The sequence below is a fragment of the Bifidobacterium thermacidophilum subsp. thermacidophilum DSM 15837 genome (genome assembly GCF_000426425.1).
In the GTDB taxonomy this organism is placed as follows: Bacteria; Actinomycetota; Actinomycetes; order Actinomycetales; family Bifidobacteriaceae; genus Bifidobacterium; species Bifidobacterium thermacidophilum.
This window is the reverse complement of the sequence record NZ_AUFI01000009.1, coordinates 1-20,089: the sequence shown is the minus strand read 5'-3', so window position 1 is coordinate 20,089 and position 20,089 is coordinate 1. Positions and strand designations below refer to the sequence as shown.

General features: G+C 60.2%; 15 protein-coding genes, 1 tRNA gene and 1 riboswitch. Of the genes, 9 read left to right on the top strand and 7 right to left on the bottom strand.

What is annotated here, in order from left to right; genetic code table 11:
• Positions 1 to 55 precede the first annotated feature (55 nt).
• Positions 56 to 1,738, bottom strand: coding sequence for a zinc-dependent metalloprotease (locus K315_RS0105645; RefSeq protein WP_029576571.1), 1,683 nt, complete (start codon positions 1,736 to 1,738; stop codon positions 56 to 58).
• Between the two features lie 238 nt (positions 1,739 to 1,976).
• Here K315_RS0105645 and K315_RS0105640 point away from each other — a divergent pair, with 238 nt between their 5' ends.
• On the top strand, positions 1,977 to 2,825 hold the full coding sequence (locus tag K315_RS0105640) for a YlbL family protein (protein WP_029576570.1): 849 nt from the start codon (positions 1,977 to 1,979) through the stop codon (positions 2,823 to 2,825).
• 92 nt (positions 2,826 to 2,917) lie between these two features.
• Entirely contained in the window at positions 2,918 to 3,349 is a 432-nt protein-coding gene (locus K315_RS0105635; RefSeq protein WP_420796742.1) for a DUF3052 domain-containing protein, read from the top strand.
• Positions 3,350 to 3,653: 304 nt separating this feature from the next.
• Here the strand turns inward: K315_RS0105635 and K315_RS0105630 are convergent.
• Positions 3,654 to 3,727, bottom strand: a tRNA-Val gene (locus K315_RS0105630).
• A 190-nt stretch (positions 3,728 to 3,917) separates the two neighbouring features.
• Between K315_RS0105630 and K315_RS0105625 the strand changes: the two genes are divergently transcribed.
• The 6 genes from K315_RS0105625 (at position 3,918) to K315_RS0105595 (ending at position 12,283) form a co-directional block, all read left to right on the top strand.
• Positions 3,918 to 5,756 carry a DivIVA domain-containing protein gene (locus K315_RS0105625; RefSeq protein WP_029576568.1) on the top strand — a complete coding sequence of 613 codons (1,839 nt, stop codon included), beginning with the start codon at positions 3,918 to 3,920 and terminating at the stop codon, positions 5,754 to 5,756.
• A 368-nt stretch (positions 5,757 to 6,124) separates the two neighbouring features.
• The gene (gene dxr / locus K315_RS0105620; protein ID WP_029576567.1) at positions 6,125 to 7,309 is read left to right on the top strand and encodes a 1-deoxy-D-xylulose-5-phosphate reductoisomerase; all 1,185 of its coding nucleotides are present in this window, start codon (positions 6,125 to 6,127) and stop codon (positions 7,307 to 7,309) included.
• The gene (gene ispG, locus K315_RS0105615; protein ID WP_029576566.1) at positions 7,306 to 8,556 is read left to right on the top strand and encodes a flavodoxin-dependent (E)-4-hydroxy-3-methylbut-2-enyl-diphosphate synthase; all 1,251 of its coding nucleotides are present in this window, start codon (positions 7,306 to 7,308) and stop codon (positions 8,554 to 8,556) included. Before dxr ends, ispG begins: the two co-directional genes overlap by 4 nt.
• A 378-nt stretch (positions 8,557 to 8,934) precedes the next feature.
• Entirely contained in the window at positions 8,935 to 10,692 is a 1,758-nt protein-coding gene (locus tag K315_RS0105605; protein WP_029576565.1) for an alpha/beta hydrolase family protein, read from the top strand.
• 74 nt (positions 10,693 to 10,766) lie between these two features.
• On the top strand, positions 10,767 to 11,489 hold the full coding sequence (gene recO / locus K315_RS0105600) for a DNA repair protein RecO (protein ID WP_029576564.1): 723 nt from the start codon (positions 10,767 to 10,769) through the stop codon (positions 11,487 to 11,489).
• 2 nt (positions 11,490 to 11,491) lie between these two features.
• On the top strand, positions 11,492 to 12,283 hold the full coding sequence (locus tag K315_RS0105595) for an isoprenyl transferase (RefSeq protein ID WP_015450077.1): 792 nt from the start codon (positions 11,492 to 11,494) through the stop codon (positions 12,281 to 12,283).
• Positions 12,284 to 12,518: 235 nt separating this feature from the next.
• Here K315_RS0105595 and K315_RS0105590 read toward each other — a convergent pair whose 3' ends face one another.
• The 4 genes from K315_RS0105590 to thiM form a co-directional block, all read right to left on the bottom strand.
• A complete protein-coding gene (locus K315_RS0105590; RefSeq protein ID WP_029576563.1) occupies positions 12,519 to 13,583 on the bottom strand; it encodes a LacI family DNA-binding transcriptional regulator in 1,065 nt (354 codons plus the stop codon).
• A 182-nt stretch (positions 13,584 to 13,765) separates the two neighbouring features.
• Positions 13,766 to 14,149 carry a thiamine-binding protein gene (locus K315_RS0105585; protein WP_029576562.1) on the bottom strand — a complete coding sequence of 128 codons (384 nt, stop codon included), beginning with the start codon at positions 14,147 to 14,149 and terminating at the stop codon, positions 13,766 to 13,768.
• Positions 14,150 to 14,305: 156 nt separating this feature from the next.
• A complete protein-coding gene (gene thiD / locus K315_RS10890) occupies positions 14,306 to 15,910 on the bottom strand; it encodes a bifunctional hydroxymethylpyrimidine kinase/phosphomethylpyrimidine kinase (RefSeq protein WP_029576561.1) in 1,605 nt (534 codons plus the stop codon).
• 276 nt (positions 15,911 to 16,186) lie between these two features.
• Positions 16,187 to 17,179, bottom strand: a complete 993-nt coding sequence (gene thiM, locus K315_RS0105575) for a hydroxyethylthiazole kinase (protein WP_029576560.1) — start codon at positions 17,177 to 17,179, stop codon at positions 16,187 to 16,189.
• Positions 17,169 to 17,276, bottom strand: a riboswitch (TPP riboswitch). It overlaps the preceding gene by 11 nt.
• Before the next feature lie 402 nt (positions 17,277 to 17,678).
• Between thiM and K315_RS10420 the strand changes: the two genes are divergently transcribed.
• Entirely contained in the window at positions 17,679 to 18,611 is a 933-nt protein-coding gene (locus K315_RS10420; protein ID WP_211219729.1) for a hypothetical protein, read from the top strand.
• 530 nt (positions 18,612 to 19,141) lie between these two features.
• On the opposite strand, the gene K315_RS0105565 is transcribed toward K315_RS10420, so the two are convergent.
• On the bottom strand, positions 19,142 to 20,089 hold a 948-nt coding region (locus K315_RS0105565), incomplete at its 5' end, for a type IV pilus twitching motility protein PilT (protein ID WP_029576030.1).

Here is a 20,089-nt window from a genome sequence, read left to right as displayed (position 1 = left end):
ACCGCAAGTGACAACATCATCCCGTCTATCGTTATGGTCGCCGGAGTCTTAGGAATTAGTCGTCCTCGCCGGTGTCATTCCCATTGTCGGCGCCGCCTTGAGCGGTACCACTTTGAGCATCACCGCCTTGAGCAGTGCCCCCCTCACCGGCGCCATCCATGTGATTGCCGTTGTCCTGGGCCGGATGCCCCGGATTCTGGCCATCCTCGCCATTTGGGCTGTGCTGATTGTTCTGGGCGGATTCCGCGTCCGACCCCGCTTCGGATTGGTTCTGGCTGCGCGCGTCCTCATCCAACAGTTTGGACAGTTCCGTATCCCAATCGATTCCTGTGCTCTCAGCTCCTTGAGCACCCGTCTGTCCTGCAGCATCCGTATCAGCGCCGGAAGCCGTGGCACCCGACGTAACTTCGTCGCCGGCATGCTCGCCGGGCAGTTTCGGCAGCAGATCAGGGTGCGACCACTTCGCGTCACGGCGTTCCATACCGAAATCCGCGTCGATTCGCGCCCACAGATCCGCCGCTTCCCTGATGCGCTTGGGGCGCAACTGCAATCCCAGCAGCGATTCGAAAGTCCGTTGCGCCGGCCCGCCGACCGCGCGCTCGCGACGCATCATTTCACGCAATTGATCCAAATGCGGCAGGTGCGCCATGCCGGCCTTCCACGTGACGCAATCGGTCCAGCCCTCCACGAGCGTCAGCAGCTCCTCGAGACTTGCCAGCGCCTCACGCTGCTCCGGTGTATCGGGGATGGCCACGTTGGTGAGGTTCACCGCGCCGGAGAAGGAATCCGGGTTCATGATTTCCGCATCGCGCAGCTGCTCCTCCATCGCGTCCAAATCAATGCGTGTTCCGCGTGCGTACTTGCCGATAAGCGCCTCGAATCGAGGCATAAGCCAAGGAACCGAAGCGAACAGCCTGGCATGCGCTTCTTCCTGCAACGCGAGGAAGGCGAGCACTTCGCTTTGGTCGATATCAAGCGAACGCGCGTATTCAATGGCGTTTTGCGCGATCAACCCGCCCGCCGGATTATTGAGCAGCGGCACGCCCTGGTCGAAACTGCCGCGGACTTCATGCGACAAATCGCCGGCGGCATGGCCCAATTGCATGGCGAATGACGTATTCGCCAGTAGTTTGACAATTTGTGACGGATTCTTGAGATTTTCTGGAATCGGCAGCGGAATCGGGCCCGCGTAAATGCCTGCGATATCGCCGTCGAACGCGTCCCCGAGCCGTTCGGAAACCACCGATGCCAGGGCCTCGTTCATCGCGGATGCGACTGGCCCGGCGAATTTCGCCCATGAATCAAGCGTGCCGTTGACCCAGTCGGCACGGGTGAGCACTTCGGTTTCGCCCGGAGCGGGGTCGAATGCGCAGGCACTGTCCAGCCACAGGTTCGCCTCGCTGGCGGCACGCCGAACGCTGGCGGCGTCTTGCGCGTTGACGGATTGCCATGATGATTCGTCGTTTGCGCGGTCGAGCGCGATGGTGGCCGCGAGCTTCACATTGATCGGTCCGCGCTCGACGGTCTGCTGCATTTCGGCCAGTGAATTGAGCCCGCCTTCTGTGAAGGCTTTCATCATCGCCCGCACTTCGTCAGGCTTCGGCAGCTTCTGTGGATCCTGCTGCGCCAGTTGGTCACGGATCTCCTGCGGCAGTTGGGAAAGCTGCTGCCAAGCCATCTCTCCCTGGATCGGGCCAAAACAATCGATGAGCCACTGGTGTATCGCGTGTTCGTCCATGACCTGCCATCCTTCGGTTGAGAGTGGGCGCGTAAGTATCCCTAATGATACAGTCAGCCGCCTCATTGTTCGCTGATGGTGAGGGGATTGCGGCGAGAGCTGTGAAATGCCGCCATGCGGATGGTGATGGACAGCAATTCATGGTGGTCGGTGGAGGAGCCGGCGTTTGGCAATGGCAATTGCCTGCCATGCCGCCCGCATATGGCAATGACGGCAGGTGACTGGCTAGTATGGCGGTATGAGTTTCACACGCGCCATTCAAGCCGCCGCAGCGTTCCTGCGTCGCGCACGCAACGATTTCGACCGACGCAGCCTCGGCTATTATGTAGGCGCGTTCTGCGTTCTGCTGTGCGGGCTTGTCCTGCTCATGCCCAGTCCGTATGTGATTGAAACGCCTGGTCCTACACGTAACGTGCTCGGCACGTCGTCAGGTAAGCAGATCATCGCGATATCCGGCGCTCGCACACACAAGCAGTCGGGCAAACTACTCATGGTAACGGTCAACGCTTCTGGCGTGCCGGGGTATCCGGTACCCAATATCGCGACGCTTGTCATGTATTTCCGCCCCGACACGACCGTGCTACCAAGCGAGGCGGTGTTCACTCCCGGCCAGACCTCCGAGGAATACGATAAGGAAGCCAATAAGGAGATGTCCTCGTCGCAGAAAGCGGCCACCAAACAGGCGCTCGCGTATGCCAAGAAACTCGGTGTGGATGTTTCCGGCGTCAACGTTGATATGCATATTGACGATATCGGTGGTCCGTCCGCCGGCATGATGTATACGCTCGGTGTAATCAGCAAGCTGACAGCCCGCGATGAGACGGTCGGCAAGACGATCGCGGGGACGGGGACCATGGAAAGTAACGGCAAAGTCGGTGCTATTGGCGGAATCCGGCTGAAAATGCAGGGTGCCAAGCGTGACGGCGCGACGTGGTTCCTTGCTCCCGCGTCCAACTGTGACGAGGTTGTCGGCCATGTGCCGTCGGGGCTGCGCGATGTGAAGGTGTCCACACTCGACGAGGCGTACAAGGCGCTTGTCGCCATCGGTGAAGGCAAGGGGAACAGCCTGCCGCATTGCACGGTGTGAGCTGCGATGTGCGGTGACATGGCAGGTGACTTGGTAGGTAAAGTGTCCAAAAACAGCCGTAAGTAACCAATAAGTTCGCGTGTCTTGCTATATTGTGCAACGTGATTGAAACGGCATTTCAAAACGCTGAAGAATTCGGGTTCCGTTCCGGGGACATCGTGCAGGAATGGCTGTGGGATGATGACGTCGACGATTCGATTCGTGAGAAGATCGAACAGTTGACGGGTGAGGAACTCGTTGACGAGGATTATGATTCCGCGGTTGATGGGGTCATCATCTGGTGGCGTGACGGTGACGACGAGGACGAGCTCGCCGACACGATTGTCGATGCGTACGCGGTGCTTGGGGATGACGGCCCGATGTGGGTGCTGAGCCCGAAGCCAGGTCGTGAAGGCGCTCCGAATGCAAGCACGGTGCAGTCCGCAGCGCAGACCGCGGGCATGAATGCCGCTACTCCGTTGACGGTCAGCAAGGACTGGAACGGCATTCAGCTGCGTGCCTTCGGCAAAGGCTCCTCCCACTGATTCCTAGCGAGCAACTGCGCCAGCGGCGTCTTAGTCATAGCTGGTTCGTGGTCATATCCAAACTGGTGACGCTGGCGAGGTCCTTGGCGTAGCTAGTTTGTGGAAGTGGCGGATGAGACGTGGGTGCGTGTCCTGCTCTTGGAATTGCTTGTCAGCTGACCTTTCCCGGGCGCTTGCCCGTGCCTCTCCTCCTGCTTCTACCGACGCTGAGAGCGTTCTGACCGTCGGCAGAAGCTCTACCGACGCGAGGAGACGGAAATCCGTAAATCATGCAATCCCAATGTTTGCAATGGCTGCGGGAAAGTGGGCGATGAGGGGCTCGAACCCCCGACATCCACCGTGTAAAGGTGGCGCTCTAGCCAACTGAGCTAATCGCCCGCAAATCTCCACTCTACTGCATGACACGCCGCGAGTGCCGCATCCCGGCGTGTTCCCGTCCGGACGCACCGCTGGGAGCGTGCCGAAACAACGCGCTTTTCGGTATGGTTTATGGGTTTTCCCAGCAAAAGAGTCTAAACAATCACGTACAGTTGAGCCTAGGAATATACGTCTAGGAGGTCGGTAGTCAATGGCTAAGAAACCTGAAACCGAACAGGGTGCGTCAGGTATTGCGCTCGTAAGCAAGCGCAAGTGGGGCTATGACGTGCCCCAGGTCGACGAGTTTCTTGAGCGTGCGCACAAGCTGTATGACAGTGAAGGCATGCAGCTGACGCAGAAGGACATTCAGAACGTATCCTTCGAAATGCGCAAGGGCGGCTATGCGATCGCCCAGGTGGACGCCGCGCTGGCGAGGCTTGAGCGTGCGGTTGTGGACAAGCAGACGACGTGGGAAATCACCCAGCATGGTCGTGTGGCATGGAAAGCCCAGACAGAAGATCTGTACCGCCAGATCGCCACGCATGCGCAGCGGCCTGAGCGTAAACGTTTCGCTGCGGGGGAAGGCAAGCAGCCGTCCTATGACCGCAAGCAGGTGGATCGTCTGGTCGACCAGATTGTCGACAAAGCCGCCGCAGAGCTTGGCGTTGACGGTGCCGATCGTGATCAGCCCAAGAAAGACATCGATTTGAACGCCCAGCGTGTCGCGAACGTGATTTTCACCCAGCGCCGCGGCAAGCGCGGGTATGACGAGCGACAGGTGGATTATTACATCAACGCGTGCGTTCAGCTGCTCAGCCGCATTGAATCCTATGCCCGTGTCGCGGATTATGTGGGAGGACCGGAAGAACAGGCCGCTCAGCCGCGAGCTGATGGCGGGGTCAAGCCGTTGTTCGCGCAGCAGGGTGATGCCGCTCTGCCGCAATTCGTCCCCGGCTCAGGCGCCGCAGCATATGCCGCCGCGTCCGCGACCCCGCAGTCGTTTGACGCGCTGCATGAGGCCGAACAGGCTATTTTCACCCCAAGCCAGACTGATCAGCCGGCTTTCGGCGCGGGAGCATCGGCAACGCCGGTGTCCCCGGTCACGCCTCAGGGTCAGCAGAACACCCCGGCCGGTGGTGCGTTCGCCGATTCAGGTACGGAGTATCTGCCGGTATTCGGCGCATCATCCTTCGGCGCTACCGGTGCAGGGCAGCAGGCGGGCGTGCAGCAGACCAACGGCTCGTTGTTCGGTGCGACGGCAAGCCCTGCGTCTCAAGCCGTTGCATCCGTGAACGCCCAAGGCAGCCCGTCACTGGCGGCGTTGGCCAGCAGCAACCAGTCGATTTTCTCCCAGAACACGCAGCAGACAGCCCCTGCCGCGGCGCCCGCCGAGCAGGGCAATCCGGCACCGGCATATACCGATTCTCCGGCAGTCGTACCGCCGTCATTCCAACCGACGTCGCCGTTGGCGGCTCAGTTTGCCCAGCAGACCTCTGGCTCTGTCCAGCCGTCTGATGCATATGCCGTTGCAGCAGGTTCGGTTCCTGCCGCACAGCCCACGCCGGCTCCCTCGATATTCCCATCCGGGAATGCCTCCGGTTTCGGCGGTGCTCCCGCCGCTGCCCCGGCATCCGCAAGTGCATCATCCTCCACAATTCCGGCTTTCCCGGTAGGGGATTTCTCAGCAGGAACCCAATCGCAGTCTGCTGCACAGCCGAGTGTGTTCTCCGGTGCAGCCGCTTCGACACCAGCGTCGGCAGCGCCTTCATTCGCGCCTTCTTCCTCGTTCGAACCCGCGCCGACCGCTGCTGCGGCCCCGACACAGACTTCCGCGGCGCCCGCAGCTGGGACTCCAGCATCGTTTGCAGCGCCTCAAACCGATGACCACGCTGAAACCGCGACACCTGCGCCTTCCGTGAATCTGTTCCCGGATGCCGGTGAAGAAAATTCCCACGGTACTACACCCGCATCGGGTTTCGGCTTCGATATCCCCGATTTGTCGTTCCCATCCTTGGGTGACGACGACCAGCCGGGAAGCAAGCAGGAGTAACGAGAATCGCCGGATTCGTTCATCGAACCGGGTGCGCAGGAATCCATATTCGTCGCAAGTGAAGTGAAGGCGATCTGCGATGCATTGCGGAGATACCGTGAGCCAATCAGGGGTGGGGCATTCTGATCGACAATATCAGGAATGACACATCCTTGGATTGGTTTGCGTGCGGTGATGGACTGACTGCGTTGTTCGAAATCCCATGCCCACCATCCCGCGCCGCCGTTGGAAATCCTTGATTGATGGCCATCTGAGTGTATCATGTGAAACGGTAGGGGAGTCGTGCACTCCCGGAGGCGAATACCGACCTGCTGGCGCCGAACATGGAGCTTCTAGCCGGTCATGAGGAGTAGGAAGCACCAACTGTGATCAGACAATCCACTGTCATCGTGCTAGGGTCAACAGGATCGATCGGCACGCAGGGGCTTGACGTCATCGCCCGTCATCCGGACCGGTTTACGGTGACCGGTCTTGCCGCAGGAGGTGGTCATATCGACCTGTTGGCCAAGCAGGCGGCGGCATTCCACGTCCCGCAGGTCGCGATCGCGGACGAATCCAAGGTCGGGGCGCTGCGTGAAGCCCTCAAACAGGCTGGTGCCTCGAATACGGCCATTCACGCCGGGCGTCAGGCGGTTATCGCACTTGCCGGGTGCGGAGCCGATACCGTACTCAACGGCATCACGGGATCCATTGGCCTTGAGCCGTCCATTGCTGCATTGCAAGCGGGATCGCAACTGGCGTTGGCCAACAAGGAATCCGTGGTCGCAGGCGGGCATCTGCTCTTCAGCGCCCAGGTGCGTGACCAGCAGATCAACCCGGTTGATTCCGAGCATTCTGCGATTTGGCAGTCGTTGCGTTCGGGGCGCCACAGCGAAGTCTCGAAGCTTATCGTCACCGCTTCAGGCGGGCCGTTCCGCGGGATGCGCCGCGAGGATATGACCGAAATCACCCCTGAACAGGCGTTGAACCACCCCACGTGGCATATGGGCCCGGTGGTGACGATCAATTCATCGACCCTGATGAACAAAGGCCTGGAAGTCATTGAGGCGAGCCGGCTGTTCGATATTCCGCCGGAACGCATCGAGGTGACGGTACACCCTCAGTCCATCGTGCACTCCATGGTCGAATTCTGTGATGGCGCGACCATTTGTCAGGCGTCGCCGCCGGACATGCGCCTGCCGATTGCGCTCGGACTGTCCGCGCCCGAGCGTCTCGGAAACGTGGCTGCTGCGTGCGATTGGACGCAAGCCGCGCAATGGACTTTCGAACCTCTTGACAACGAGGCGTTCCCCGCGGTGAACCTTGCCCGGCAGTGCCTCGCCGCCTCCGAGAAACATACCGCGGTGCTGAACGCGGCGAACGAGCAGGCTGTTCATGCGTTCCTCGACGGCCGGCTGCCGTATCTGGGCATTGTGGACACGGTTAAGGCGGTGATCGACCAGATGGATGCGGAGCTTCGCGGCGATCCGCTGTTCGCATCCGTGGAGGAAATGGGGCAAGTTGAGCATGAAGCGCGCCAACGTGCCGATGTTTTGATAAACAAGCAGGTGTGAAGGAAAGCATCAGCATTCAAGACGATGAATTGACCGCAAGCGGCGAGACGGGGTTCCGCAAGACAGGCGCCCCTGATATCAGCGAAAGCCCGTTGCATCCGAGGCGCAAGTCCCGCCGCATTATGGTCGGTCCGGTGCCCGTCGGCGGCGGCGCCCCGATTTCCGTGCAGTCGATGACCAACACCCCGACGGTGGACGTGAACGCCACGCTGCGCCAGATCGGTGAGCTCGCGCAGGCGGGTTGCGACATCGTCCGCGTCGCCGTGCCCAGTCAGGATGATGCGGACGCGCTGCCCGCCATCGTCGCGAAATCCCCGCTTCCGGTGATTGCCGACATCCATTTCCAAAGCAAGTATGTTTTCCAGGCGATTGATGCCGGGTGCGCCGCGGTACGTGTCAACCCGGGCAATATCCGCAAGTTCGACGAGGTCGGGCCTTCGATTTGCAAGGCGGCCACGGATGCGGGCATTTCGCTGCGTATCGGTGTGAACGCCGGGTCGCTCGACAAGGAGCTGTATGCGAAATACGGCGGACCGACCCCTGAGGCCCTCGTCGCTTCGGCGTTGAAGGAAGCCCGCATGTTCGAGGATGTTGGTTTCCACGATTTCAAGATTTCCGTCAAACACCATGATCCGGTCACCATGGTCCAGACGTACCGTCTGCTCGCCAGCAAGGGCGATTGGCCGCTGCATCTGGGCGTGACCGAGGCCGGGCCTGCGTGGCAGGGCACTATCAAGTCGTGCCTTGCGTTCGGTGCGTTGCTCGCTGAAGGCATCGGGGACACGATTCGCGTGTCTCTGTCCGCGCCTCCGGTCGAGGAAGTCAAGGTTGGCTGCAAGATTCTTGAGTATCTTGGTCTTCGCCAACGGCATTTCGACATCATCTCCTGCCCGAGTTGCGGGCGCGCGCAGGTCGATGTGATTGAGCTCGCCAAGCAGGTGACGGAAGGGCTGAAAGATATCAAGGCGCCGATTCGCGTGGCGGTCATGGGCTGCATCGTCAATGGCCCAGGGGAGGCGCGCGAGGCTGATTTGGGCGTGGCCTCCGGCAATGGCAAGGGTCAGATTTTCATCAAAGGTAAGGTCATCGAAACCGTTCCGGAAGACCAGATTGTTCCCACACTGCTCGAGCATGCGCGCGAGATCGCCGGACGGATGGAGAGCGAAAGCGCGGCAAGCGGCACGCCCGTCGCGAAAAGCGGCCCGGTCGTCATCCCGATTACCGGCGGGACCCACCCTAACGCGTAAGTGAATGGAGCGTCCCGGTCGCATACCCAACACACCGTCGACCCCCACCTTCTGCCGACGCTGAGGGTGTCGTGAGTGTCGGTGGAGGCTTCTGCCGACACTGAGTGTGCTGTGAGTGTCGGCAGAGGGTTGTGGTTCTGTTTCTGCCGACGCTGAGGGTGCTGCGAGTGTCGGTAGAAGGTTTTGCCGACACTGAGGCACTGCTGAGCGTCGGCAGAAGCTGAGGGGGAGCGCGGGATTGCCGATTTAGGTGATTCCGGTCTGGTTCTTGCGACCGGCTGAACGGCCATGGTCCTCGTTAGAATAGTCGATGTGTCGAATCAGGAAGAACGCCAGAGCAGCTCCGCAACCGGCCAAGAAGCCGTCCATCGGTCCGATATGCATGCCGCTGAACCGACTGCTCGCCAGACCGGCACACTACCCGCCGACACGCTACCCACCGATACAACCGCCGAGCGCGCCCGCCAGCCCAAGCAGGAGCCCGTCGCATGGTCCCGCGGGCATCGTCTCGCCGTCAGCGTTCCCATTTTCATCATTCTTCTCGGCATTCTCGTAGGCGTCTCCCATATCACCGCAGTGAGCGCGAATATACAGCCCATCGGTCAAACCATGTCCATGCTGACCAGCGACACATCGGTCACCTTCAACAACACCACAGGCAAAGCCCTGCCGTCCGTCGGCACCTACAAGGTAACCAAGCATTACATCACCATCAGAGCGAAGCGGCCGTCCACCGGCGAAATCCAGAACATCCGCGTGCTGATCCGCGAACCGAAAGGCGCCGGATCGAACCGTCCTGGAGTCGTGTTCATGCATGGCGCCGGCTACGGCACGTGCGACAACTCCTTCGGCGATGTCGCCTATGCGCTGTCATCAGCCGGTTTTGTGACCGCCGTCATCGACAAGCCCGTCTGGTCGACAACCGACATCACCAGGGATTACCCCGCTTCTGCGAGGATATACGACCAGACCATCAATTATCTGCGATCGCTCGACCAGGTCGATGCCGCCAAAGTCGGGATTTACGCGACATCTGAGAGCACATGGATCAGCTCGTACCTGCTGCAGCAGGACCCGAAGGTCGCCTTCCAGGTGCTGCTCAGCCCAATGGTGTTCTCTCCGAGGCAATCTCTCGGCTTCCTCGCATCGCAGGACTTCACGCTGGTGGGCGCGCATAACGGGTATCAGTCGATTGTGCGGCGGGTTCTCGATATGGACGGTACGGTGTTCGGATTGACGAATTTCGACCTTGACATTGAGAAACCCGCAGCCTATTCGATACCCACTTTCGTCGCGTACGGTTCGAAGGACGTGATGACCGCGCAGGTCGAAGGCGCGCGCGAGATTCTTGATTTGGCGCATAAGTCAGACAATTGGGATGTGACCATCCGCAGCTACCCTGTGGCGAACCATGTGCTGCGATTAGGCAACGAGGCAGATTCGGGCACCGGATTCGCTGACGATTACGTCAACGATATGGTCTCGTGGGCGGTCGGAACCGCCGCCGGGCTTGACCAGACCAGCGAGCGGGCAGCCGGTTCGATGCTGTACCAGTCGATCGCGGTGCCGAAAGACCTGCACGCTGACCGCGGACTGACCATCTACGGGGCATGGATTCACATCGCGATGCTAATCACCTTGCTGCTTACACTGATCATTGCTCTGGCGGCGTTGGTGCGTAAAATCGTGTTCATGATCCGCCGCAAAGGCCCGGCGCTCGGCTTCAAATACGGGTTCGGCGGGGCGCTGCTGAGCCTGACGATCACTACGCTGGCCACATTCCTCCTGTTCTGCGGCGGCTTGGGCCAAGTGGTGATGGGTATTGTGCAACTCGCGTGGGGCGGCGCTCCGGCGGAGAATCCGGGCATGATGTTTTGGAGTTGGCCGGTCATCCAAGTGGTGTGTACGTTGGTTGTGTGGGCGTGGTCCCGTGTGTTCACGCGGCTTATCGAAGTCATGCAAACCCGCGGTCTTGCCCAGTTTCCGCCCCGCAAGGGCGCAATCGGTGATGTCGTCAGCGGTCGTGAACCGGTGCTCGCCTCGACGCGTTTCGCGCGCGTGTTGTTCTGGGTGACGGCGTTCGCCATGTTCCATGTGCTGCTGTTCTTCGCGTTCTGGGGACTGTTCATCTACTGAGATGTCACAGATTGCTGATTATCGCCCGAGCGGGCGGGCGCGCGCCGCTTGCCGAACGCTGAAAGGTCGCCAACATGCCGCTGTATCGTGACGAGGGCGTGGTGTTGCGCACTATCAAACTCGGCGAGGCGGACCGCATCGTCACCATCCTCACGCGTAATCACGGCAAGATTCGGGCGGTAGCCAAGGGTGTCCGTCGCGTGAAATCAAGATTCGGCGGCAGACTCGAGCCGTTCATGCGCGACGATCTGCTGATTGCTGAAGGCCGTTCGCTTGATGTCGTTTCGCAAGCGGCTTCGATTTCAGCGTATGCGGCCGGCATTGTCGGCGATTTTGAGGCGTATGCTGCGGCGTGCGAGATAGTCGAGACCGCGGACCGCCTGATCTCCACGGAAAATGAGCCTTCGCCCGCCCAGTATCTGCTGCTGGCGGGGGCGTTGAACGCATTGTCCCGTCATGCGCACCCGTGCGCGGCCATCGGCGACTCGTATGTGCTGCGTGCGTTGTCACATGCGGGCTGGACACCGCGGCTTGACGCGTGCGTCGTGTGCGGTGAACGTGACAATCTGGATTTCTTCTCCGTCCCCGCGGGCGGCGTGATGTGCGTGAAAGACCATGTCCCCGGCTCGCAGCGTATTACGCTCGACACCCGCGAACAGCTCCAGGCCTTGGTTGAAGGTGATTGGGCGATTCTCGACATGGTCGAAGAGCGTGCCGACACGCGCAAACTTGTCGAGGAATGGGGTGAATACTACATGGAACGCCCGATTCGTTCGCTGCGCTTGTTAGATTCATAACTATGGCTTTCGAACATGTGGATTACAAGTCGCTGGATGTGCCGGCGGCTCCGTTCTCAGACCCGTCAATCATCCCGGATTTCCCGAAGGACAAAGTGCCGCGTCACGTGGGCGTGATCATGGACGGCAACGGCCGCTGGGCCAAACAACGCGGATTGATCCGCACCGATGGTCATCAGGCCGCCGAACCGGTGGTATTTGACACCATCGCTGCTGCAATCGAATGCGGGGTGCGGTATCTGAGCCTGTATACGTTCTCCACGGAGAATTGGAAGCGCTCGCCGCAGGAAGTGCGGTTCCTCATGGGCTTCTCCCGTGACATCATCCACCGCCGCGTCGCCCAGATGGACGAGTGGGGCGTGCGTGTGCGTTGGGCCGGCCGTCGTCCGAGGCTGTGGAAGTCGGTGATTGACGAACTCGAAATGGCCATGGAACGCACGAAGAACAACAAGGTCATCGACGTGGTGTTCTGCATCAACTATGGCGGGCGTGCAGAAATAGCTGATGCGTGCGCGGATATCGCGCGTGAGGTGCGCGCCGGCAAAATCAAGGGCGATCGCGTCACCGAGAAGATGATCGCCGAGCACCTGTACAACCCGGATATTCCGGATTGTGATTTGGTGATCCGTACGTCGGGCGAGCAGCGTACCTCGAATTTCTTGGCATGGCAGGCGGCTTACGCGGAATACGATTTTGTGCCGGAACTGTTCCCGGACTATGGGCGTGAAGCGTTCTGGCGGTCAATCGACCATTACATCCACCGCGATCGCCGGTTCGGCGGGGTAAAGAAGTAAGCTGCGGCGTTCTCTCTCACAAACTGGTTACGTTAAGCGGTGCCTGAGCGTAGCTGGTTTGTGAAGGGGCGTGTGTCGGGCATCCAGCGCAAGCCGTGGGACGGTGATTTCGTCGAATCGTTGAGAACATGGGACCGGCGGATCGCGCGATTTGGAGGTTCCGGGAATTCTCGCCAGCATGCCCCGGAAATCCAAAACTTCCGTATGACACCTCAGACCCTTAGAAAACCAAGCCCTACGAGACTTCTCCGACAACCGACTGTTTGGCAATGATTGCGCAGGGGATGAGCGCCGGCGATTTGTCCCCGCTAACTGTCGGGATGGTGACAGCATGGTAAGCGGGTGTTGCGCGATTTTCGGTAATCGGGTCGCCGCCTTCGATCATGGATATGACTTTGCAAGCTCCCCAGAACCCCATCTCGTAGTGGGGAAGTTCCACGCTGGTCAGCGCAGGCACCGTGGTGTCACAGATGACTTCGTGGTTGTCCACACCAATCACTGACAGGTCGCTGCCGATGGTGAGTCCATGTTTGAACGCATAGTCGTACACGTACACCGCCCGGGCATCGTTGAATGCGAACACGCCATCAGGTTCGGTCTCATCAAGCAGCCGTTCGACCGCCCCGAACGCTGGCGTGCCCTGCGATACCCGGACAATGAGTCGATTGTCAAACGGAATTCCCGCGTCGTGAAGCGCGTTCTCGTAGCCAGTCATCCGACCGGTTTGTGCAAGCGTTCCGACGCCGACTCCGATGTAGGCGATGCGCCGGCAACCGGCGTCGAGTAGATATTTCGTTGCGCTATAGCCGATGCCGACCTCATCGGGTGCGATGCTTGGATGTGCGCCGTTGCATTCCGTAGCGTTGACAACGACCACGGGCCGGTCGTTGAGAGCATGGGGAACGGATACCAGTCGGTTTGCGAATTTCGCGTAGATGTATCCGCCGACGCCCCAACCGAGCATGTGACTGAGGTCCTGTTCGAGATTCCGTTTGCCGTCCGCGTCGATGATGAACATCATGTAGCCGAGCTGGCGTGCGGCATCTTGCGCTCCGTGAATGATTTCGCCGGCGTACGGCGTAGTGGCGACTTGATCGCTGATGAAGGCGATAGTATGCGTGGCACCTTTGCGTAGGGACGCCGCGAGTTCGTTGTAGTGGTATCCCATTTCCTCGGCAGTACGTAGGATATCGCGTGCCAGATCAGGCCGCACGCGCTTGTCGTAGCGGTGATTCAGCACAAGCGACACCGTCGATGTCGATGTGTGCATCTTTGCTGCGATATCTTTGATTGTTACCACAGTCCTATTGTACTGAAATTCCGAGAGGGAGCATGGAGAATCCTGCGGAGTTTCGTATGATGACCACGTGTTGGACGACCTGTGACATCCTGCCCGCTCCGGCACAGATGGTGGCCCGCTGTTGTGCGACTATGGCGTCGCACAACAGCGGGATATGGCTTCCTGGCGCCGACGCTCGGCCGTCACTTGCCTTGGTCCTGCTTTCCGTCGAGAATCTCGTTGACCAGCTCCTGCTTGGCGTGAATCTGCCCGCTGAATCCAGGGCGAATATCCAGCCGGATGACCACGTCGGTGCGGTAGCCCTGTCCCGCGAGCTTCATCGTCGCATCGCGAATGGTGGCGAGCACCTGATCAAGATCGCCTTCGATGTTGGTGAACATGGCGTTGGTCTCGTTCGGCAGTCCCGACTGACGAATCACATCAACCGCTTGTGCCACATACGTTGATTTCTCAGGGCTCGCTCCGGCCGGGCTGATGGCGACAGCTGCGACCGTGTTGATGTACGGCTTGCCGGTTTCCGGGTCGACCGGCACTTCCTGACGTTCCGCGTTGCGATCGAGGGTCATAGTGATAGTGTTCCTTTCTGTTGGGTTCTGCTCAGGAGGCATCCGTGCTATCCGCGGGATCCCTCCGTCGATGCCTCATATGGTGGATTACCTGATGTTACTTTCTGATTATCGCCGGTCACAATGACGAGTCACTCGGCGTCCTGCGGACGAAGGTCAGCGCGTCCGCCACCGCCACGCGTGATCCATCGGCCCGGACCCGTGCCCGAGGTCCAGCCCCGCGGCGATGGCCCCGGTCAGATATGCCTTACCATCGCGAATCGCCGATGCCAGCGTCTCTCCGCGCGCCAAAGCGCTCGCAATCGCGCTGGACAACGTGCAGCCGGTGCCATGCGTATTGGGATTGTCGATATGCTCGCCACGGAACCACACCAAATTCCCGTCCGTGTCGGCGAGTACGTCGCTTGCACCCTGAACGCTGTGCCCGCCTTTGACGAGCACAGCGCATCCATACCGCGAAACCAGATGCCGGGCGGCATGAGCCATGGCATCCGGTGTGCTGATGGAACCCTCGCCGAAGTCCTGCCCGCACAGCACTTCCGCCTCGGGAATATTAGGGGTGATGAGCCGGCACAACCCAAACAGTCCGGTCAACGCGCTCTCGGCATTCGCGTCGAGCAAGCGCGTGCCGCTGGAGGAGACCATGACCGGATCGAGCACCACATTCGGTGCTTGGTACTTGCGCAATGCATCACCGATGACCGCGATGAGTCGTGCGTTGGAAACCATGCCGATTTTCGTGGCTGCCGGCGGAATATCGGTGTATACCGCATCCAGCTGGGCAGCGAGGATATCCGGGCTCACATCTTCGACCGCGCTGACGCCTTGCGTGTTCTGCGCGGTGATGGACGTGATGGCGCTCATGCCGTAGACCCCACACGCGAGCATGGTTTTCAGGTCCGCTTGAATTCCCGCCCCGCCGGAGCAGTCGCTGCCGGCAATGGTGAGTACTGCGGGCACCTCATCGGCGTTCCCCACGGATGATGTCCCCGCTGCCGGGGCATGCGAGAGCGTACGCGCCGCATACCCGTGATGTCCGCTCCCGCGAACACTCCGCCATGCATCCACCATGGCTTGTGTGGTGGCTTTCGGATCGTCCGCCCCTGCAATCGCCGACACCACGAACCAGCCGGCTGCCTTGGATGCGGCCAAATCGCGCATATCGGCAAGCGTCACGCCACCGCCGATAACGACCGGATAATCGCTGGCAGTACAGATGGTGTTGATCAAGTCGATGCTCAGGAAATGCTTGCTACCGTCATCCTCGACGACGATGGCATCAGGCTTGGTGGTGGAGGGGTGCAGCGGTGCGGCGCCGATGTAGTCGATGCAGCCGCTCGGCAGTTCGTTGATGAGTTTGACGAGGCTTTCGGTTTCCGCGCTCAGGCCGATGATGGCGTCGTCGCCGAGCAGTTGTCGCGCCTCGCGCGGGTCCATGTCGTCCTGCCCGATATGCACGCCGTCGACCTTGATACCCAGATTGCGGCACTGCCAGACGACGTCCACGCGGTCGTCGATGACGAAGGCGACCGTGTCGGACTTGCCGTTGTCTTCGATAATCTGCGCGATATCCCGTGCTGTTTCGGTGAGCTGCTTGGCGTCCGCGGTTTTGTCTCGCAACTGGATGAACGTGGCGCCGCCCTGCAGCGCGTCGTCGACGATATCGCCGACCGGGCGTCCCTTGGTATCTTGCGACCCGAGGATGCAGTAGGCGGTCAAGTCGAAGGTATCGCGCATGGAGACGTAGGGGTAGTTGGTCATGGTGTTTCTTTCTGTTATTGGGCCGATTGTGACCCTTGGTTCTGAAGTTCCGAAGTATCGTACTGGGGCATACTGCCGAATGTATAGATACTATGCAAACGATTCATTCGTTCAATATCAGCAATATCTCACTAAAATATGCCGGTGGGATGATTACGTTTGCGTAATCGTTGCTCGCCGCTGGTCTCACCGCGTCGGTGTTGCGGGCATGCCGGGCGTGCCTCTTGACGGTGGAGCAACGTCTACATTCTTGGCGCGGTTCGATTGCGACTTGTGTCAGGCCGTGCCCGCGGTGTCTGACGATACGCTGTTTTGCGACGCAGGGACTTGCAACACGATGATTGGCGATGCGGCGATGTCTTCGGCGGTGACGTTCCACAGCGCGTCAAGGAATCGGGTTTGGAAACTTCCCGGTCCGGTGCAGCCTTCCGCAGCCTGCTCGGAGGCACGGTTGTACAATGCGCTCGCAGCCAGCGCGGCGGTAAGCGGATCGGCTACGGCGAGATAGGTGGCGGTGACCCCGCCGAGCGAGCATCCGGCACCGGTGATTTTCGTCATCATCGAGCTGCCGCCGGGCAACCGGTACACGGTGTCTCCGTCGGTGACAAGATCCGTGGCGCCGGACACGGCGACAGCGGCACGGTGATTTGGCGCGTAGTTGCGCAAATATCGCGCCATCACGATTGCGGCATTTGTGGCGCTGTCCACGTCATCTACGGCTTCGACGCCTGCCGGTCGTGTGGTTCCCTTCTTGGCTCCTGTATCGGAACCTGCGGATGGGACGTTAAGATCCCAGATTCCCGCCAACGCGATGATTTCTGATGCATTGCCCCGCACAATGGTCGGGGGAGCGGAGCGGAATGACCACAGAATGGCAGAACGGGTGCGCCCGATGCCGGCGGCGACGGGGTCAAGCACCCACGGGTGGTGCATGGCTTGCAACGACCGCGCAATATTGCCGAGCACGTCCCTGAAGAACGGCAGCAGGGTGCCGACGTTGATGTAGGTGGCCTTGGCGATTGCCGCGGTGTCGATGATGTCGTCCGGCAGGTAGCTCATCGCCGCGGTGCCGCCCGCCGCGAGCTGCGCGTTGGCGACGAGGTTGACGGTCACGAAGTTCGTGAATGATTGGGCGAGCGGAGTGGTTTCCTTCACTTCACGCACAGCCTTCGCAATCAGCTGGCGCTCGGGGTCGTCCGCTGACAACGGTGTTCCGTTCAGGGCTGCGCTGGTACTGCCGGTGATATCTGGTGATGCGTCTGTGCTCATCATTGCTCCCTACGCTGGTTCTAACCAACAGGTTCTAAGGGTCAGGCACGGTGCCTTTCTCAGCCTTGCCTTGCGGCGGGCTCCCCTGCATTGGATTACTCGAGTCATCGTATGGATGCCCGTGGACACGGGGTGGATTCAGGGCGGATTGGCGCGTGCAGGTTGCACGCCGCTGAGGTTCAGGGTTCCGGATAATATTAAGAGGTTACGTATGTCCTGCCGAGTCCGAATGACGTAGGTCTTTTCCAGGCGTTGCTGACAGCGCTGAGGCTCCCCGGGGCGCTGACACGGTTGTCTTCCGGTCGCCTTGCGCCGCCGTGGATGTGTGGTTGCTGTCGGTCTTGGGATTGCCGCCCCTGTTTGGCCGAGACCCAACATGTACGACAGCGGTTTGGACATGCTTGTGGATTTCCCTTTGCCCAGTGCGTGGCAGATGGTGTTGCGCTTCTGGTTCTGCCTGCCCTCAGAAATGATGTTCACTTCAGTGTTTTCAGATGCCATGATGAGTTTTATTTCCGCATCCATCTGGGAGTGGGTAATGATGGTCGTCATCTCCAGTCTCGTCTGGGCGGTGTTTATCCATCTTGCCTATCGACGCAAGGAACTTGGTCTCCTGCTCTTCCCATATGCGATGATGAGTGTGCTGGGAGCTCGATATTTTGCCGCTCATCATGAAGGAATCATACTTGGGTTCTTCATCATGATGTTGTGTGTCCTATACCGTGACAGCCCTTTGAATACGGATGATGTTCCGGCATGGATGAAGGCCCTGGGAGCCCGCGCATTCGCACACATGAGTGAACACGATCGTGCGCTGGTAATTAATGCCGGCAAATGCGTGGGAGTGCTTCTGCTCAGCATCAGCGTCTACTGGAATGTCTACGCCTGCGTTACGGATGTGCTGTACCCGTATTCCCAGGCACGTGCCTTGAGCTCGCTGATTGAGCGTGGAAACCTGCAGAACGAGAGAATGATGTCCGGATGGACGCGATTGGAGGCGACGAAAGAGGAAAGGCAGAAATGGGAGGGCGCCTACTGCGGCGGCGGAGACAAGTGCATCGATTTCACCACATGGTATCCGGCCGACCTCATTGTCGCGAATCCGTATTTCAGCAAGAATCTGATATCGAATTCGCAAGACGGATCAAGCTATCTGTTGTGGTATCAGCCTGCGGGACAAGCCAAGAAAGACCTCGAAACGTGGAAGAACGAGGAAGAGCCGGCGCTGTATTTCACGCTATATCAGCCCTTCTATTTTAAGGATCTGGGATACAACCGTGCCGATTACATTGAGGTACGGTACGTGCACTTGGTACGTCCATGGAAGGACCAGTACAAAGCCTCGACGTGCAGCGTGTATATGCGTCGCGATGTGTATCGCAAAGTGTTCCACAAGGAGGCGCCGAAAGGGATGGTCGTCGATATCAGTTGATGTCGACGACTGATTGCTCCGGTGTTGGTCGTCAGTGTTGATTGGCGTTGATTGGCATGGTCGGCGGTGGCCGGCGGTGGCCGGGCGGGTGATGTGTCGTGTTGCGCATGCCGGCGCATGCGTGTCGTGGGGTTGGTCATGATGGTGGGCGTGACACGCGTGGGTTCTGTTGAGTTGCGCATGCCGGCGCGTGCGTGGCCTGGTGGCGTATGTGGTATTGGGGCTGCGGATGGTGGGTTCTGTCGAGTTCCGTATGCCGTGGCATGCGTGTGGTGACGGTTTGTCATGGTTGGCGATGGTTGGATGGCCGTTGTGTCGTGTTGCGTATGTGGGGACATGCGCTAATTTCCCGATATTGTTCCGGGCGTCGGTTTGTGAGGATTGGCTCGCACGATGGCAGTCCGGGTTGCCGGGGGTATGGTTCGGCCCCCGCCCGCATGGTGTGGACGGGGGCCGAAACCGGATTGGGCGCCGCTAGGGACTCAGACGCCGGGGCTCGGTAGGAGACACGTGGCTCCTACCGCCGCGGCTCAGTAGGCGACGCGGGATTGGACGAGTTTCTCGAACTCCTTGCGGTCCTGGCACCGCTGCTCGGCCACGTCGAGCTGCACGTCGCCGCGGTTGACCAGCCGCGCGAGGTCCTGGTCCAGGGTGTGCATGCCCAGGTCGCCGCCCGACTGCAACTGCGTGCGTACCTGGTGCGTCTTGCCCTCGCGGATCAGCGCGCTGATCGCCGGCGTCGCGTACATCACCTCGGTCGCCGGGACACGCCCGTGCCCGCTCGCCTTCGGCAGCAGCGTCTGCACGATCACCGCCCGCAACGTGGACGCGACCTGCACGCGGATCTGCTGCTGCTGGTTCTCCGGGTACACGTCGATCAGACGGTCCACCGTCGAGCCCGCGTCCTGCGTGTGCAGGGTCGCGAACACCAGGTGACCGGTCTCCACCGCCGTCAACGCGGTGCTGATCGTCTCCAGGTCACGCAACTCGCCGACCATGATGATGTCCGGGTCCTCACGCAACGCGTGCTTGAGCGCCTCCGCGAAACTCAACGTGTCCGTGCCGACCTCACGCTGGCTGACCACGCAGTTCTTGTGCCGGTGCACGAACTCGATCGGGTCCTCGATCGTGATGATATGGTCGTGCCGCTCCGCGTTCGCCTTGTCCACGATCGCGGCCAGCGTGGTCGACTTGCCCGAACCCGTCGGCCCGCACACCAGCACCAGGCCGCGCGGCAGGAGCGCCAGGTCCGCGATCCTCTGGTCCAGGCCCAACTGGTTGACCGTCTTGATCTCCAACGGGATCGTACGCAACGCCGCGCACACGCCGTTACGATCCTGGTACACGTTCACACGGAACCTGACCAGGTCACCGATCGCGAACGACACATCCAACTCGAGCTCCTGCTCGAACCGCTGCAACTCCTCATCCGTCGTCATCACCTGCACCGCAGCCAACGTCCGCTCCTTATCCCAGAC